The organism is Imperialibacter roseus, assembly GCF_032999765.1.
Classification (GTDB): domain Bacteria; phylum Bacteroidota; class Bacteroidia; order Cytophagales; family Cyclobacteriaceae; genus Imperialibacter; species Imperialibacter roseus.
In genome coordinates, this window is the sequence record NZ_CP136051.1 from 91,788 (window position 1) to 108,548 (window position 16,761).

The 16,761-nt window shown below is 47.0% G+C and carries 13 protein-coding genes and 1 pseudogene; 4 read left to right on the top strand and 10 right to left on the bottom strand.

Annotation, left to right across the window (positions count from 1 at the left end):
* Positions 1 to 78: 78 nt before the first annotated feature.
* The 7 genes and pseudogenes from RT717_RS00295 to RT717_RS00325 all read right to left on the bottom strand — a co-directional run bounded on the left by RT717_RS00295 (position 79) and on the right by RT717_RS00325 (position 7,024).
* On the bottom strand, positions 79 to 792 hold the full coding sequence (locus RT717_RS00295) for a 3-keto-disaccharide hydrolase (protein ID WP_317489748.1): 714 nt from the start codon (positions 790 to 792) through the stop codon (positions 79 to 81).
* Positions 793 to 882: 90 nt separating this feature from the next.
* A complete protein-coding gene (locus tag RT717_RS00300; protein WP_317489749.1) occupies positions 883 to 1,659 on the bottom strand; it encodes a 3-ketoacyl-ACP reductase in 777 nt (258 codons plus the stop codon).
* A gap of 1 nt (position 1,660) precedes the next feature.
* Positions 1,661 to 3,106, bottom strand: a complete 1,446-nt coding sequence (locus RT717_RS00305) for an oxidoreductase (protein ID WP_317489750.1) — start codon at positions 3,104 to 3,106, stop codon at positions 1,661 to 1,663.
* Between the two features lie 123 nt (positions 3,107 to 3,229).
* Positions 3,230 to 3,686: pseudogene (gene tnpA, locus RT717_RS00310) on the bottom strand (IS200/IS605 family transposase).
* 280 nt (positions 3,687 to 3,966) lie between these two features.
* On the bottom strand, positions 3,967 to 5,328 hold the full coding sequence (locus tag RT717_RS00315) for a glycosyl hydrolase (protein WP_317489751.1): 1,362 nt from the start codon (positions 5,326 to 5,328) through the stop codon (positions 3,967 to 3,969).
* Between the two features lie 99 nt (positions 5,329 to 5,427).
* Entirely contained in the window at positions 5,428 to 6,816 is a 1,389-nt protein-coding gene (locus tag RT717_RS00320) for a sodium:solute symporter family transporter (RefSeq protein WP_317489752.1), read from the bottom strand.
* 1 nt (position 6,817) lies between these two features.
* Positions 6,818 to 7,024, bottom strand: a complete 207-nt coding sequence (locus RT717_RS00325; RefSeq protein WP_317489753.1) for a hypothetical protein — start codon at positions 7,022 to 7,024, stop codon at positions 6,818 to 6,820.
* Positions 7,025 to 7,166: 142 nt separating this feature from the next.
* Here RT717_RS00325 and RT717_RS00330 point away from each other — a divergent pair, with 142 nt between their 5' ends.
* From RT717_RS00330 to RT717_RS00345, 4 genes are all read left to right on the top strand, one after another.
* Positions 7,167 to 7,493 carry a PadR family transcriptional regulator gene (locus tag RT717_RS00330; protein WP_317489754.1) on the top strand — a complete coding sequence of 109 codons (327 nt, stop codon included), beginning with the start codon at positions 7,167 to 7,169 and terminating at the stop codon, positions 7,491 to 7,493.
* A 7-nt stretch (positions 7,494 to 7,500) separates the two neighbouring features.
* A complete protein-coding gene (locus RT717_RS00335) occupies positions 7,501 to 10,158 on the top strand; it encodes an ABC transporter permease (RefSeq protein WP_317489755.1) in 2,658 nt (885 codons plus the stop codon).
* A gap of 13 nt (positions 10,159 to 10,171) precedes the next feature.
* Positions 10,172 to 12,811: an ABC transporter permease gene (locus tag RT717_RS00340; protein ID WP_317489756.1), complete on the top strand. Its 2,640-nt coding sequence runs from the start codon at positions 10,172 to 10,174 to the stop codon at positions 12,809 to 12,811.
* Between the two features lie 149 nt (positions 12,812 to 12,960).
* Positions 12,961 to 14,049, top strand: coding sequence for a GTP-binding protein (locus tag RT717_RS00345; protein WP_317489757.1), 1,089 nt, complete (start codon positions 12,961 to 12,963; stop codon positions 14,047 to 14,049).
* Positions 14,050 to 14,061: 12 nt separating this feature from the next.
* On the opposite strand, the gene RT717_RS00350 is transcribed toward RT717_RS00345, so the two are convergent.
* The 3 genes from RT717_RS00350 to RT717_RS00360 all read right to left on the bottom strand — a co-directional run bounded on the left by RT717_RS00350 (position 14,062) and on the right by RT717_RS00360 (position 16,735).
* Positions 14,062 to 15,357, bottom strand: coding sequence for a type II toxin-antitoxin system HipA family toxin (locus RT717_RS00350; protein WP_317489758.1), 1,296 nt, complete (start codon positions 15,355 to 15,357; stop codon positions 14,062 to 14,064).
* On the bottom strand, positions 15,357 to 15,698 hold the full coding sequence (locus RT717_RS00355) for a helix-turn-helix domain-containing protein (protein WP_317489759.1): 342 nt from the start codon (positions 15,696 to 15,698) through the stop codon (positions 15,357 to 15,359). Before RT717_RS00355 ends, RT717_RS00350 begins: the two co-directional genes overlap by 1 nt.
* 191 nt (positions 15,699 to 15,889) lie before the next feature.
* Positions 15,890 to 16,735 carry an abortive infection system antitoxin AbiGi family protein gene (locus RT717_RS00360; protein WP_317489760.1) on the bottom strand — a complete coding sequence of 282 codons (846 nt, stop codon included), beginning with the start codon at positions 16,733 to 16,735 and terminating at the stop codon, positions 15,890 to 15,892.
* Positions 16,736 to 16,761: the final 26 nt, after the last annotated feature.

The window sequence follows — 16,761 nt, forward strand, 5'->3', positions numbered from 1 at the left end:
TTTACAGCCTCCTCAAAGTCAACCCGCCCCTTGGCCTGTCCCCCGACAGGCCTTTTCTCAACACGTCCGACTTTTAAGTTAAAGCCTCTTCACCCTAATATTCTTATAATACACCCTTTGTCCATGATGCTGAAACATAATATGGCCTTCTTTGTCTGAGCCATAACCCGGGTTGTTGGAGAATTTGCTTTCTGCCAGCAATTTTGTCATTTCAGGGCTTCCGATTTCAAACTCCAACACCTTGGCACCGTTCAGCCAATGTTCTACGTGGCCATTGTTGTGGATAAGTCTTGCCTGGTTGAAGTCACCGATGGTCTTAAGTTTTTTATTGGTAGGAATAATAAGGTCGTAAAGCGATCCGGCAGACCTAACTGCTGCGGTATCGTTGAAATAAATGTCGTCCAATACCTGAATTTCAAAGTTGTCCAGCCAGTTGGGGCTATTGCCATTCCCAGCTTCCATGGTTAGGTTTTCCTGCATATGAAAAAACACGCCTGAGTTGGCTGCGGTGTCCACCGCCCATTCGTATTCAAGCTCAAAGTTTTTGTATCGGCCTTTGGTCAGCAAGTCCCTGTTGGCAGTATCCGGGTTGGTGACCAACATGCCCTTTTCAACCAGCCATACTCCTTCAGGAAATACATCTATTCCATATCCTCTCAATGAGTCAGTGGATGTTCCATCGAACAGAACCACCCATTCATTTTCTGAGACTTCGTTTTGTTCTGCTTTTTTAGTTTCAGTACACGCTGCCATTAGAGCAGCAGGCAATAGAAAAAGAAGCAATTTCTTCATGGTAGTTTTAGATCAAGGACAAGCTTTCTTAAAGATAACTACTTTTTCGAGTATAGCCCATCTTGGCCTGTCCCCTGAAAGGCCTACGTCTTACAATCTCCTCAGCGTCAATCCCCCATCAGCCATAATCACCTGGCCAGTAGAGTAAGGGATGCCGCCTGTAGCCAGTGAGGCTACAATGCGACCAATGTCTTCCGGTTGTCCTAATCTTTTCTCCACGGTTAGTCCGTTAGCTATCAAGTCTTCGTACTTGCCTTTCACTTTGCTGATCATGTCAGTTTCGATCACGCCAGGCCTTACCTCGTACACCGGAATACCAGCCTCGCCCAGGCGGATTGCCAGCAGTTTGGTCATCATGCCCAGCCCAGCTTTGGCCATGCAGTATTCTCCCCGATTGATGGAAGCTACTTCGGCTGAAATGGAGGAGATGGTAATAATGCTTCCTTCGAAGGCGGTCGATGCGGCTTTTTCTTTCAGCATTTGATTGGCCACCAGCTGGGAAAGGAAAAAGGTGCCTTTGAGGTTGATGTCGAGCATGTAATCATAGTCGTCCTCATCAATCTCCAGCACATCTTTGCGAACCCTGGGTGCCACTCCCGCATTGTTCACCAGCAAATTGAGCCTTTGAAAATGAGCCAGGGTCTGAAATACCATTTTTTCCCGGTCTTCTTTCACACCCAGGTTGCCTTGCACGTAGGCAACTTTTGCTCCCAGCTTTTCCAGCTCATTAATCATTTCTTTGATGTCCTCTGTCGGCCGCATGCCGTTCAGGGCCAGGTCATATCCCTCCGTTGCGAGCGACTTCGCAATACCGAAGCCAATGCCTCTTGTTCCTCCGGTGATCAGCGCTACTTTTTTATCCGACATATCAGAGCTCTTTCTTGATTTCTTTGATCAGCTTGGCTTCTTCCATTTGCTTATAGTAAGGGTCAAGCGGGAAGCATCCTGAGATCATGCCATTGCGTGGGCCCGTGGTGCAGTCGGAGAACGTTCGGCATATCTTTGCTCTTTTCATTCCCTCACCTGAAAGCACATCCGCAGGCATTTCAGGGTAGGAGATCACCATCCGTCCAATGCCCACAAAATCGACATCTCCATTTTTCAGTACAGCTTGCCCCACGTTGGGCAGCCATTCCTGCAGGTAGGAATACCCTGACCCAACAATGGCGAGATTGGGAAAATCCTTTTTGAGTGCAGCTACCACCTCAATGTGACGGGCAACGCCTACTAGCGGGTCTTCTGGTGGCAGGTAGCCGTCGGAAGGAGGGAAAAGAGCAGGCCTGGTTACGTGGGGATTGTAGTACGGGCTCCCAGCAGTAATGCAAAGCAGCTCGATGTCGAGCTCCTCCAGCAAATGCAGAAACTTTTTTGTTTCTGTCAGGTCGTAGCTAAGTCCCGATTTCTCACCGCCAAAGGCATAGTCATAGTTGCCTGTTACTTCGTAAGGCTCGCCCACTTTGTCTTCGGCCTGTGTAAACGGTAACAAATCAATGGCGCTTAATCTCACGCCAATTTCTAACCCGGGCGCTTCATTTCGAATGCCTTCTACAATCGAGGTGAGAAAGCGGGTTCTGTTTTCGAAGGAACCGCCGTACTTGCCTCCCCTGCCAATGGCGCTTAGAAACTCATGACCTAAATAGCCATGACAATGTTTGATGTCTACAAAATGGAACCCCGCCTTTTGCGCCAGCACGGCTGCCCTGATAAAATCTTCAATGAGGCTGTCAATGTCCTCGTCGCTCATTACCGGATAATCGTCGCCCAGTCCGAATTTCTTGTTCAGGACAGGGTGGGCGTAGAGTATCTTTGGCTGTAGCTTTTTTTTATCGAAAGGTTTGCAAAACCTGCCTGAGTGGGTCAGCTGCAGACCGATAACCAGATCGTCGGCGCTGCCAAACTGCTCCTGATGATCTTTGATTAACGACTCGTAAAGGCTAACAAACTCTGGAAAGGTATCATCGTTGATCATCAGCTGATTGGGGTTGGCCCTGCCTTCCGGATGCACAGCCACCGCCTCACAGCCCCATAGCAGTTTAGCACCACTGATGGCGAAATGATGCCAGCGTCTTTTGGTGTGCTCCGAAGGTCTTCCGTCTGTGGTGCCATCCCAGCCTTCCATGGGCAGGATGCAAAAGCGGTTGCCGATGGTTCTGCCCGAATTCAGCGAATAGGGTTGGCCGTATGGAGAATTAGTGGTGGCCAATTCAGCATCAAATGGAATGTCTGCTCCAATTTCTCCCAGGTAGCTGGCAAGGTCGTCGGCAGTTTTGAGCTGCGCTATACGTTTGTAGGTTGGTCTGTGTTTTGTAGACATCTAAATTCATTTAATCAAATACAATCTAAGGCGCTGTTTTGGGTCTTCAACCAGTCCCGTAAGGGACATTACTTCGGTAGAATAGGGCGTCCGAAATTTTCATAATCCCGTAGGGATGAAACATTATTCAAGATCTTTAAAAAGATATCTTTCATCATAGTCGATTTCGAATTTATTAAGGAACTCTTTGTATTCATCGAGAAATGTAATTTTCTGATGATGGATTTCCTGATTTTCGATATAGTCAATCACATTCGACACCTGAGATTTGCTATAAGAGAAGGCTCCGTAACCTTCCTGCCACTCAAACTTTACTCTGGAAAACTTATTGGTGTTCACCCATTTTGACGAAGAGCCTTTAATATCCTGCATGAGGTCGGATAGAGATTGTGTGGGTCTCATTCCGAAGAATACATGGATGTGATCAGGCATTCCATTGATGGATAACATTTTGTGCTTATGAGTCTGAACAATTCCTGTTATGTATTTGTATAGATCATTTTTCCATTCTTTTCAGACCGATTCTGTTCTTCACTGCAAAAACTGCTTGAATATGAATTTGGGTGTATGTATTTGCCATGAATTTAATGTTGCGTCCCTAAGGGACTTCCGAACATTGATTTATTATTAACTTCTACCGATTTTTGGCTCCTAACGGAGCTCAAGTGCATTTCTGCTTAGTTAAATACATAGTCAAAAACTTGATGGACCGTATTCGGCGACCTCTATACCCTCGTTGTGTACAAGTTAGCAGCTAAGCCGTCTTTTAAAGTCATACAAATCATTTTCAGTCCCGTTAGGGACTTTACTTCGGTTGACAAGGGCATCCGAAATTTTGATAATCCCGTAGGGATGAAACATCAATCTATTAATCCATTAAAAAACGTATAATACTCTTCACCTTTCAGCTGTTTGGTCAGGTACAGGGCCAATTCCCTGGCATGATAATCCCCCCACATGCTCGACTCGCCACAGGGTACCTTTTGTCCCGCAGGCACGTGGTCCCAATTATTGGGACGGTGGTAAACAGAATGTAGAGTCAACCCCTGATGTGTTGGGTCAGTCGAAAGATAAGGCTCACTGAAAAGCGCCTTTGCGGCCGTTAGCCCCGCTTGCGTATATTTTGGTTCGTTCAGGTACTTGCCAAGCCTCAGAAGCCCTTGTGCGCCAATGGCCGCTGCAGAGCTGTCCACCGGTTCGTAAGCATTGAAAGGATCTGAATCTTTTGCCAGGAAGTCACCCATGTGTACCAGGCCAGGTGCTCCGGTATCCCAGTAGGGAATACCGTCGACGCAAGAATTTTCAATATAGAAATCGCAGGTAGCTTTGGCTGCCTTTAGCATCAATGCCATCAACTCCTTTTTGGAGATAATGCCTTCCAATGCCGACTCGGGTACCTTTTCGAAGAACTCAAGCTCTTCCGGAAAGCCGCACATGGCCCAGGCCAACCCCCTTGTCCAGGTGCTCATGCCGGTGTAGCCTTGCTGTGTGCTCACGCTGCGGAAATTGCCATCGTTAGTATTAAAAATGCTTTCATGGGCCGTGCGGCCCCAAAGGTCATACAGGTCACGGCCTTCGCCATAAAACACCGAATAGTTGGCAGTGGAGATCAGGTGCTGTACAGTCCTCTTAAGCAAGCTGATTTTTTCGTCGTTTTCCGCCATCAGCGAATGACCCAGTGCGTGGCTCATCATCAGTATCCGGCAAGAACGAACCGTATCCACAAACAAAGAATGTGGGCCGTTGAAAGAATAGATGAACCCCCCATTCTTGGTGGTTGTCCAGCGCATGGCCTGCACGGCACCGCTTACTTTGATGGCCAGCTCATAGAAATTCTTTTCCCACTCGTTGTGTTCGGTTTTCCCTTCGTGCATCAGCCTGAGCAGGTTGCCGTAGGTGCTGATGTTGTTGAAACCATGGTCGTGTACACCCTTGTGGGTCAGGTGTGGTGCCATTTTTCCCACTGTATTTTTTCTGCCTATTTCCAGAAACTGCTTTTCGCCAGTAGCATCAAACTGTAGAAGCGCCGATCCAAACTGGAAGCCCTGCGTCCATTCCGTCCAGCCACGGGTGGTGTATTTGCCTTCTACTGTAAAAACTGGTGTGCCGGCCTGCCCATCATACTGTTTTTCAATCGCCAGGATTTTCTGACCTGACAAGTCCCAAAAGTGGCTCAGGCTTTTTTCCAAGTGTTCAACCTTCAGTTGGTTGTCTATTTTCATTTCGTTCGTATAAGTTTAAATCACAAGAGGGAATGTACCCTCTCTCAAGGTCAGTAAGGTTCCAAAATTAAACCGTGCGGCTTTCCTGCTGTGACCTGCCTACTTTTTGTGCGTAGCCATTATCAAGACGCTGATTCCCCCATGCACCATGTACAACACGATGTCAAAATTTAAACCGGCGATTTGTGCCGGTATTACCGATAGAATATTGAGAATGATGCCTATCAGCGCAAGCCCGCAGGTGACCATCAGTACTTTGGGTGGATTTTCGAGGATGACCGCCGCCAATACTAGTGGAGCCATTACCGAGGTGCCGGTAAAGCTCAGGCGAGCCAACAGCACCAGCTGATCACTCATATAGATGGAGAAAACCAAGACCACGAGAGAAAAGACCAGCAGCGAAATCTTAGTATAACGCATCACCATTTTGTCTTCTCCGGAAAGCAATGACCGGAGCTCCGAGCCGAGTGCAAATATCTGTGCGTTGGTGGTAGACAAGCAGGCTGCAAATAAGCCGACTACTGCCAAAGCCGCCACCGGGTTGGCCTGGTCAAACAGCAGGGCCGACGAGAGAAACTCTGAAGTAGAAACGTCAGGGTATTTCAGTGCGCCATATAAGCCAATGAACGCCGTGGGAAGAATCACCAAAATAGCAAACAACCCGACGGCATATGTCATTTTGTGTACCGACTTCAGGTCTTTCATCACGATGAGTCTGGTAGTGAGCTGAGGTTGTGTCACTGGTATCATCACAATGGCTATTGCAGAGCCAATGAGAAACTGAGTGCTGAACAAACCCTTTGGGCCGGGTAGGGTAAGCAGGTTAGGGTTCTGCGTGCCTACATTCGCCATCATTTGGCCAAGTCCTCCCGACATTTCCAAACAGGCTAATCCAATGATCCAAATCACAACCAAAAGCAAAATGCCTTGAATGGCATCGCTGTAGACGATGGCTTTGAGGCCACCAATTTCTGCGTAAATCAGCATAATCACCACTGTACCTGCCGACCAGCCCCAGGAGGGAATGGCATCGGGAAAGGCGGCATTGAGAAAGATAGAAATGCCCCTGATCTGTATGGCAACATAGGGAATAAGGAACAGAAAGGCGGTTAGGAAAAACAGATAGCCAGCCCACGGTGAATGGTAGCACTTAACCAGAAGGCCGGCAATGCCCTTGAAACCCTTGGCTTTGGCCAGCTTACGAAGTTTGTATCCAAACCAGATGATAAAGAATACCATGAGCGCATCCGAAAAGGCCAGAAAGATCCAGGCACCAACCCCGTGGTTGCGAAAGAAGTCGGGCATGCCCATGAATGTGAAGGCACTGAACAATGCAGCAGCAAAGGTCATGAAGCCGAGGAAGGCGCCTATGGCAGAACCGGCCAGCATGAATTCGTCGGAAGTTCGGTTCTTTTGATAGGATTTAACAGAGGCCAACACCAGCAGGCCAATGAAAATGATGAAGAAAATAATCAGCCAGGTGGTCATGTCAGTCTTCTTTATGTGGGAAAACCCGGGTTCCTATAAAAGTAAGTGCCACCAGCAGCGCAGTAATGAGGATGCTACTCCAGAATACGTAAGGAAGGGAAAGAAAAAACGGCTCGGCATTGCCGGGTTTGAAGACTACGCCAAAGCTCAGAAGAACAAGCAAAATGGCTGTAGCGACAATGACTCGCCAGGGGGTAAATGATTTCATTATATAATAAGTAGGTTTTAAAGCGGATTGAAGATTGGCAAATAAAGGGGCTTTTGCAATTTGTACCGGGACAAAATTAAATTGATATTTCTTTTACAATTCATATAGAAATGTTTTTATTTGTTTTACAATTTATATACTAATGGGTAAATCATACATAGGAGAATTTGAAGAGCTGGTACTCACCATCGTAGCCATTTTACAGGATGACGCCTATGGGAATGCCATAGTTAACGAAATAAAAAGCAAGGCAGGCAGAGAAGTAAACCTCAGCGCAGTGCATGTGACGCTCTACCGACTGGAGGACAAGGGCTATGTGAAATCGGACATGGGCGGTGCCACCAATGAAAGAGGAGGCCGACGCAAAAGGATATTCACCATCACCAATGCGGGGCTGGCTATTCTCAAAGACATGAAGGAATCGAGAATGGACCTTTGGAAACTTATCCCCCAATTGAACTTTGGTTGAGTGAATTATGCCCAACGAAAAAGTCAATAGATGGCTCCGCTTCCTCCGCTTGTTTTGCCCGCCTTCTCTCTACGAAGGTATAGAGGGCGACTTGCTGGAGCAGTTTGCGGCGGATGTTGAAGCCTTTGGTAGGCGAAAAGCTCGCCGGAAGCTTACATGGAACGTCCTTCGGTTTCTCAGGCCGGGCATTATACTCAAAAACTCATTTACAATACGACTAATCAACACAGGTATGCTACGAAATCACTTTATCATTGCTTATCGCTTTCTGAAAAGAAACCCGGGGCACACAGCGATCAACGTTTTTGGGCTGGTCATCGGCATAGCCTCTGCTTTGCTGATACTGTCTATCATCAAGTTTGAAATTTCGTACGACTCTTTTCATTCTGGAGCCGACCGGATTTACCGACTGGTGCGAGTAAGCCAGGTGGAAGGCCAGGACGAGTTTCGTACGGGCGTTTCCGACCCTGTGCCTGTCGCATTGGAAAATGAAATCCCAGGGCTTGACCATATCACCTCTATGCTTTACTGGAGCTGGGGCAGTGTACAAATAGATGTGGTTGGGCCTGACGGCTCGTCTGTCAGAAAATTCAAAGAGAACTCCGGCTTTGTGATTGCTTCCGGATCATTCTTCGACGTATTTGACTATCGAGATACTGGGTTTAAATGGCTAAGTGGTGATAGAAATACCGCATTGGAAGAGCCTAATGCTGTAGTCCTTACCCGATCCGCTGCTGCAAAATATTTTCCTGGTCAGGAGGCTGTTGGCCAAACACTGCGAATCAATGGCGGTGACAACAAGGTGACTGGCGTGATCACGGATCTTCCTGCTAATACTGAATTTCCCTTCAAAGTCATTCTTTCATATGCCAGCATTCGCCGAAAAGGTGCAGAGTTTAATCCAAACGACTGGGTGTCGGTCAGCGACAGCCATCAGGTTTACGTTAAACTTCCTTCCCAATACTCTAAAAGTGAGTTTGAAGCTCAAGTAGATAAAGTGCACGCTGCTCACGTGAGTGAAGAGATAGCAGCCATGCGGAAGTACCGGCTACAGCCGATGGCCGAGGTGCACAAAGACCAGCGATTTGGGAGCTTTCAGGGCCGAATTGTCAGCGACGAAAGGCTTTGGACGCTTGGAGTGGTTGGACTGTTTCTCTTATTAGTAGCCTGCATTAACTATGTCAATCTGGCTACGGCACAATCGTCGATTCGGGCCAAAGAGGTGGGGATCAGGAAGACGCTCGGCGGTGCGAGGCAAGGCTTGATGGTGCAGTTTCTGTGCGAAGCCTTTTTGATGGCGCTTTTGTCGAGCCTCCTGGCGCTGCTTGTAGCCGAGCTCAGCGTGGCTAACATACAGGGCTTGTTAAGCGTGAAGGCTGGCGGTTTTCTCTTTCAAGACCTGACACTGATGGCGGCTCTATTAGCTATTATTCTTGTCATTACGCTGACGGCTGGGTTTTACCCGGCGCTCGTTATTTCCCGCTTTAGCCCTCTGGCGGCACTGAGGTCAAAGTTTTCAGGGGCAGGTGGAGGATTCCAATTAAGACAGATACTTACCGTTTTCCAATTTACTGTCACCCAGGTGTTCGTTATTGCCACCTTTGTTATCATCAACCAGATGGACTTTGTGAGCTCTGCTGACCTGGGCTACGACAAGGATGCTATAGTAAATATCAATTTGCCTGGCGATGAAGCCACTCAGAAACTTTTTGTAAGCAAATTAGCCGATGATCCGGCTTTCGGCTCAATTAGCCTGAGTTCGACAGTACCTGCAGGAGGAAGACGAAGTACATCACATATGGATATCCGGAGGCTTGATTGGGATCCCAGCCAAAATCTTGTTTTTGAATTTCAATGGGCTGATGAGAAATATGTTGATGTGTATGGTATCGACATTGTTGCAGGCAGAAACTTTCATGCATCTGATTCGATCAACAGGGTATTGATTAATGAAACCCTGGCAAATAAGCTGGGGTTTGCCACTCCCGAAGATGCTGTCAACCAGCAGGTGGTTGTGGGCAATGATCGGGGAACGATTGTGGGAGTGGTGAGGGACTTCTACACACAATCGCTGCGGGACGGAATGGACAAAGTGATGTTAGCCCAGTTTCCAAAGCGGTATGGGGTGGCCAGTGTAAAGCTGTCAATAAAAAGTACTGAAACGCTGGCTGCAGCGCTGGCAAAACTTGAAACTAACTGGACCAACATCTATCCAGCTTCAGTATTTGAGTATGACTTTTTTGATGAGAGCCTGGCATCCTACTATGAGGAAGAAAAAAAGTTTTCTACGCTATTTCAGCTATTCTCCATGGTCTTTTTGGCTATCGGATGTCTGGGACTTTACGGACTTATTTCCTTCGTAGTACACAAGAAGAAGAAAGAGGTTGCCGTGAGGAAAGTATTTGGTGCCAGTGTCGCAAGCATTTTGCTGCTGATCAGTCGTGATTACCTAAAGCTGCTGGGTATTGCCTTCCTGATTGCTGCCCCAACCGCCTTCTATTTTATGCAGCGTTGGCTTGAAAACTTTACCTATCACACAGAAATAAGCTGGTGGATTTTGGTTGCTCCGGGACTGATCGTGCTGGTGGTGGCCATGCTCACAGTAAGTGGACAGTCTTTGAAAGCTGCCTCAACTAATCCTGCCAGGGTGCTGAAGGATGAATGACAATCGGGAAAATATGTTGCTGCGCTTCCTGCGCTGGTTTTGCCCGCCTTCTCTTTTCGAAGGGGTAGAAGGCGATTTGCTGGAGCAGTTTGAGGCCGACACCGAGGTCTTTGGTGAACGAAGGGCAAGGTGGCTACTTCGTTGGAATGTGCTTCGGTTTTTCAGGCCGGGAATTATACTACGAAACTCATTTTCAAAAGGACTAATCAATACCATTATGCTTAGAAGTTATTTTAAAATAGCCGTGCGCAATATCATGAAGCGCAAGCTGTATGCTTCGATCAACGCTCTCGGGCTAAGCCTGGGCATCGCCTCGTGCATTCTTATCTACCTTTTCATTCAGGACGAGCGAAGTTTTGATCAGTTTCATGCCAATAAAGACCTGATCTACAGGATGCAGGGTGAAATGTACGATCAGAATGCGCCTGAGTTATACTACAAGCATTGTTATATGTCGCTCGCTTTGGCCCAAACCCTGAAGGACGAGGTGCCTGAAGTTCAGTACGCCACTCATTTTGTTCAGCGAACAGATTTCTTCAGACATGAGGAAACAATTTTCAAGAGCAAGTTTGCTTACGTGGGCAAGGACTTCTTCGATATGTTTTCGTTCGACTTGATAGAAGGTGGAACCGGCAACCTGTTCGGGAGTAAAGAAGAGCTGGTACTGACGGCCTCAGCAGTCACAAAATATTTTGGATCGAAGGACCCTATTGGGAAAGTGATGCAAATAGGCGCCAATGGTGATAAACTTTTCAAAGTGGCAGCCATCATTCAGGATCCACCAGCCAACTCTAGCCTTGACTTCGAAATGTTGCTCCCGGTGGAGAGCATGAACGGGTTTAACGAGCACAACCTGACGCACTGGTTGAATCAGGGCTTCCCAACTTTTATTCAACTATATCCAGAGGCTTCTGCGGCTGAAATGGCTCCAAAACTTCAACCGATTGTCGAGAAGTATATGAGCAGTGAGATGACTGAGTGGGGCCAGCACCTGAACGCACCGGAAGGTACCGAGATTTATAAGCTGAGTTTTGGAAAGCTGACAGACATGCACTTTCAGAAGGAGATTGGCTGGGACAAAGTAAGCGACCCACAATATTCTTACGTACTCGGCGGCATTGCGCTTCTGATCCTGGTCATAGCATGCATCAATTATATTTCGCTGGCCATGACCAGTTCGGCAAGCCGCAGGAAGGAAGTGGGGGTGAGAAAAGTAACCGGCGCACACAAGCGACAGCTTGTAGCGCAATTTACCTTCGAGTCAGTCTTTCTTACCTTTCTTGCTATGTTGTTTGGGTTGGGTCTTGTTTTCCTGTTCCTTCCGGTGTTCAACGAGCTGACCAGCAAAGCCATTTCTGTTTCTGCCGCTGACTGGTTGCCGCTAATTGGATTTAGCCTTGCTACCACACTGTTGATTGGCCTGCTCGCTGGAAGTTACCCGGCATTTTTTCTGTCAGGATTACTGCCGACAGTGGCCTTGAAGAACGGCGTGGCTTCTGGTGCCAAAACTTATTTGCTGAGGCCTCTCGTTGTGCTGCAATTTGTCTTGTCTTCATTCCTGATGATCAGTTCTGTTGTTATGTATCGCCAGATGGATTTTATCACTTCCAAAGACCTTGGCTTCAACCAGGAGCAAGTCGTGGTGATTCCAACGCATGGTAGCTGGAACGACAATGAAAGCAATAAAATTCTGGAGAGATTCCGACAAGCGGCCAGTCGGCGTCCTGAGGTATTGTCTGTTGCCGGATCCGGAAACCCGGTGGCTTTCGGAGAGGATTATATGGTATTTGGGGGGTACAAAGTTGACGGTGTGCCCCGTACCGCTTTCGGCTTCCTGGTCGACGAACATTTTGTTCCAACCATGGAGTTGCAGATTGTGCAGGGCAGGAATTTTGACGCTGCTATGATGTCTGATGCGGAAGAGAGCATTATCGTTAACGAGGCGTTAGTCAAAGAGCTTGGCTGGACAGACCCACTCAATGAAAGGATGAATTTTCATGCCTCACAGCCCAATGCTCCTGGGGCCAGGGTCATTGGAGTGGTAAAGGATTTCAATTTCCTTTCGCTGAAGGATGAAATAAAACCGATGTTTTTGTATGAGGGGCGTGATCTTAACATGGGCTATATCGTGACCAGGCTTGCCCCTGGAGACATTAAAGCCACGCTGGCCCATTTGGAAGATGACTTTGCTGAGGCCGCTCCGGGGAAGCCCTTCGAATACACTTTTCTCGACGAAAAAATCGAGCGCCAGTATGCTCAGTACAAGCGATGGATGGATATTATGCTGATTGCTACCTGTTTGGCTGTGGTGATTGCCGGGCTGGGTCTTTTTGGTCTGGCGGGCATCAATGCAGTGAACAAAACAAAAGAAATAGGCATCAGAAAGGTACTTGGTGCAAGGGTAGCACAGGTTTTTATGCTGCTCAACAGACAGTACATCGGGTTTGCGCTGATAGCCTTTATCCTTGCTGCTCCTCTATCATGGTATGCCATGAATCAGTGGCTGTCAGGCTTTGCCTACGCTATCGAAATAAACTGGCTGGTGTTTGCGATCAGCATGGCACTGGGAGTTCTGATTGCTCTAACAGCTGTAAGCTACCATGCCCTGAAAGCAAGTGCACTTAACCCGGCTGACAGCCTGCGTTATGAATAAGCCACTTCCCAAATAAGGTTCCTGTTTGTGGCCTTTTGGTTCCTTTTCGCTTTGTTATGGTTAGTGCTGAACCTGACGATAGTCGTGGGCCTGCTCAACAGATAGGCTGAAAATTAGTACCTTCACTTCGACATGATTGATGATGAAAAATGAAAATTCACCTTGTCGGAGGGTTTTTGGGTAGCGGCAAAACAACTGCCATTGGCAACGCATGTCAGCACCTCAAGCAGCAAGGTCTAAAAGTCGGCGTGATTACCAACGATCAGGGTCAATACCTGGTGGATAGTGAGTTTCTTGATGCCGAGGGTATTTCGTCGGCACAGGTAACTGGTGGCTGCTTTTGCTGTAACTACGACCAGCTCGATAAGCAGATTCAACGAATGACCGACAGTATTTCACCCGATGTCATTTTTGCCGAGTCGGTCGGTTCCTGCACCGATCTTGTTGCCACGGTGCTCAAGCCTCTGCTGAAGTTTCGTGGACAGGAGATGGAAGGAATGACTCTCTCCTGCTTCGTCGACGCCAGGATGCTAATGATGCATTCGACTAATAAAAGACTGCCCTTTAGCGCCGACACCACCTACATTTGGGAGAAGCAAATCGAGGAAGCCAGTTTAATTGTCGTTAACAAAATTGACATGGTTAACACCTCTGATCTTCCGGCTTTCAAACAGGCGCTGACTGCTAAATACCCCGATAAAAAGTTTCTTTTCCAAAACTCGCTTGACGAGGATTCAGTTCGTGATTGGCTGAGTGAGTTGAGTATTTATGAAGCCAATGAACTCATATCACTTGATCTCGACTATGCCAAATATGGCAGGGGCGAAGCGGAACTCGCCTGGTTGGATGAGCAGATTACGATCAAAACATTCGACGGGACGGCAATAAAAGTAGCGATCGATTTCATCGAAGGTCTGACTAGTGGCTTCAAACGAGAGCAACTTCCTATCGGGCACCTTAAGTTGATGATCACCTCGAATGGTACGCAGAGAAAAATTAGTTTCACCACTGTATCATCCGGCGCAGCCGAAACTAACGAACTCAAGTCTTTTTTCGGAGACTCGAATGAAGTGCAAATTACAGTGAATGCCCGGGTTCAAACCGCTCCCGAAGTCCTTAGAGGTCTGTTGGAGGTTGAGCTTGGGTTGCTGAGAACAACTGATACTGTTATTTCTGAGGAGAATATTGCTTTTTTCCAGCCGGGCTTTCCAACGCCTACTCATCGGATAACAAGCTGACAAGCTGGTCGATCAGCGGATGATCTGCAAGGTTTTGCCAATGCCTCCTTGTAGCACATCTTCCACGCCAGCCCGCTCGGCATATTTATCCCAACGACTGACGACTTCTGCAATTTCCTGAATGATGCTGTTGGCTTTCTTTACGTTCATTTGATAGGCCACAGATAGCAAATCGCTTTTGGTAATACCTGTTCTTTTGCCGTTGATGCTCAGGGCGTGCTGGCTTACCCAGTCGCTGTCGGGCCTGTAAGCGTGGCAAACATCGAAAGCCGGTGACAATGCCCATTGCCCGGCTTTGTCCATCGTGAAAGCGAAGTTTTTGGTGTGGTCGTCGCAGTTCCTCCCCATCACATTGAAAACCATTCTTCTATATAGCTGCTCAGCTTGCGGATAAGGCAGCCCCAGAAATCTCATCGTCTCGAACACTTGTTCGTAGCTGTACATCGTCACCTCATTAAAATCGAAATGCCGCATCGCACAAAAGCTTTGCACATGCACTTTGCCCTGATCAGGTATCCGGTCAAACCGTTTGGTCATAAAATGAGCTCTGCCGTTTTCTTCCAGTAGCTTACTTTCAGTCATTGTTATACCTGCATCCAGGGCCATCAGGTAGTAGGCCATTTCCACCCGGCCGTATCCACTGGATGAGCCAAATTGTGTGTCGGTCACACCGTCAAACTTGATGATCCAGTGCGTGAACCCTTTGGGAGCATTGGTTTGACCACTCTTGATTTCACCTGTTGATGAGTTATAGGTGATCAGTGCCTTTGCCCTCGCTCCACCGGCTGACGACCCAATTTTAAGGATGTCGACTAGTGCCTTTTCTTCATCGGCAGTCACATTGGCACTGAACCGTTCCCGCCCTGATAGAATATGCTCAGCCACTTCTATCAGGCTTTCTATTTCTATTTTTGTGGCCTTGTCGTCGGCTTTAGGAAAAGCTGGTTCCACCTCCAGAGCGCCCATACCCCTGGAGCCAATAAAACAGAGTGTTTCTACTGGATTGAGACTGTTGGTGGGGCGCCCTTGCCGGGTAAGCCAGGTGTTGATCAGTGCATTGCCATACTTGTCGGGCAAAATATCAGCCAGCAGTCCGGGCAACCCTTTGAATGTGCTGGTGTTGCGCAATTCGGGAAATGAAAATACCCTGCCTCTTGCTTCTTGCAGTGGCATCTGCACGGGTGCCAGGTCCCAGTTGTTTGACAGGAAACTGGGTTCGTATTCAAACACTCCGAGCTCTTTGGTTGGATCCCAGGCGATGGCACCCACTCTTTCTCCCCAGATATTGATAAACGCCGTTGTTACCATTACCAGTCGGATGAGGTGCGCTCAGGAGCTTTCCTTTTTGATGCTCGCTGCCGTTGACTTTGCTCCAGCTTTGCCAGCTGAAGTGGGCTCAACTGCCTCTCTACCTTAAATGCTTCCAGCACCTGTAGCTGATTTAATGCCCTGAGCAATTGGATAAGCGTGAGTGTGTTGGATCGTTTGCCCTGCTCAAATTCCACAAGCGTTGTGCGATTAATGCCCGCTTCTTCCGCAAGCTGGCTTTGGGTTTTGTTTTGTTCCAGCCGATGGTGCCTGACAAACTCTCCAATGGTGGACAGCAAAGCTGCGTCGCTCATTAACGAAATGTTGTTTTTATCCATCATTAAGTAGCTATTTTGACACTAATGTTGGTTATATCAATCAAATGTAATAACCTTTTACCAAATGACAATACTTTATGTTGTATTTATCCAACATAACGTCGACAAAACCTATTCAATGTTGGATATATCAGATAATAATAGAGGTGTGTGAGTATAGCTTGCTCGTGCTGGATGAGCTTGTCATCGACGACTCAATAGTCGATTTGGAGTTTTTCTAATGTCTGTACTTTGGTCAAAAGTATTTCTCTGAATTCTGGTACCGCATCATAAAGCACAGGGTTTTGATCAATGAATTTAATTAGGTCGGATATTTTAGAATCATTTCGAAGAATAATATGGTTAATATCTTCTATCTTGAATTTGAGCATATAGTGCTGCTCTATATTTTCAGTATAGGACTTTAACTCGTCATCCAGACCAGTTTCCATCATACTCATATAAGATTTCGCAGGAATAAACGGTGGAATTATGCCAGGTGGAACATATCTCCACTCTTTTTCATCATAGAACTTTACCGCATTTTTGTTCTTTTTCCCAATTCTGAAGAGCTTTCCTTCATACGGTTTAATAAAGGAAAGTATATATCTGTAGTGATTTCCAAAGGCCTCGACATTTTTGAAATGGATGTTTTCTCGGCTGTATTTCTTACTGAAGCCATTAGAAAAGGTTAGACTTCTTTCTTTTATTTCAGGTTCGTATTGCTCAAATATTTTAACCATTTCCCAGAGCTGTTCGACCCATTTAGAATTTTTATAAACATAGGCTACAGGCGTAATTCCGTGCTTTTCAGCCCACGATTTTTTCAGCCCAATACCGTAATCGCCATAAGTGCTGGTATGATTATTAATTTGGCTCAAAGGAATGTCACAAAAACAACTCATGGGAACTGCTAATAAGAAAGCCGCCTTTTTTTGATTGTAAAGCATGGCGTAGTCCTCTATGCAGTAACTTGGCCTAATCCCATTGACTAAAATTTTAAATAACGTTTTAATTTCGCCCGTAAAATGGAAGAGACTATCAGAACTAAGTTTTGACATGGTTATTTTTTTACCCTTTTGTAAAT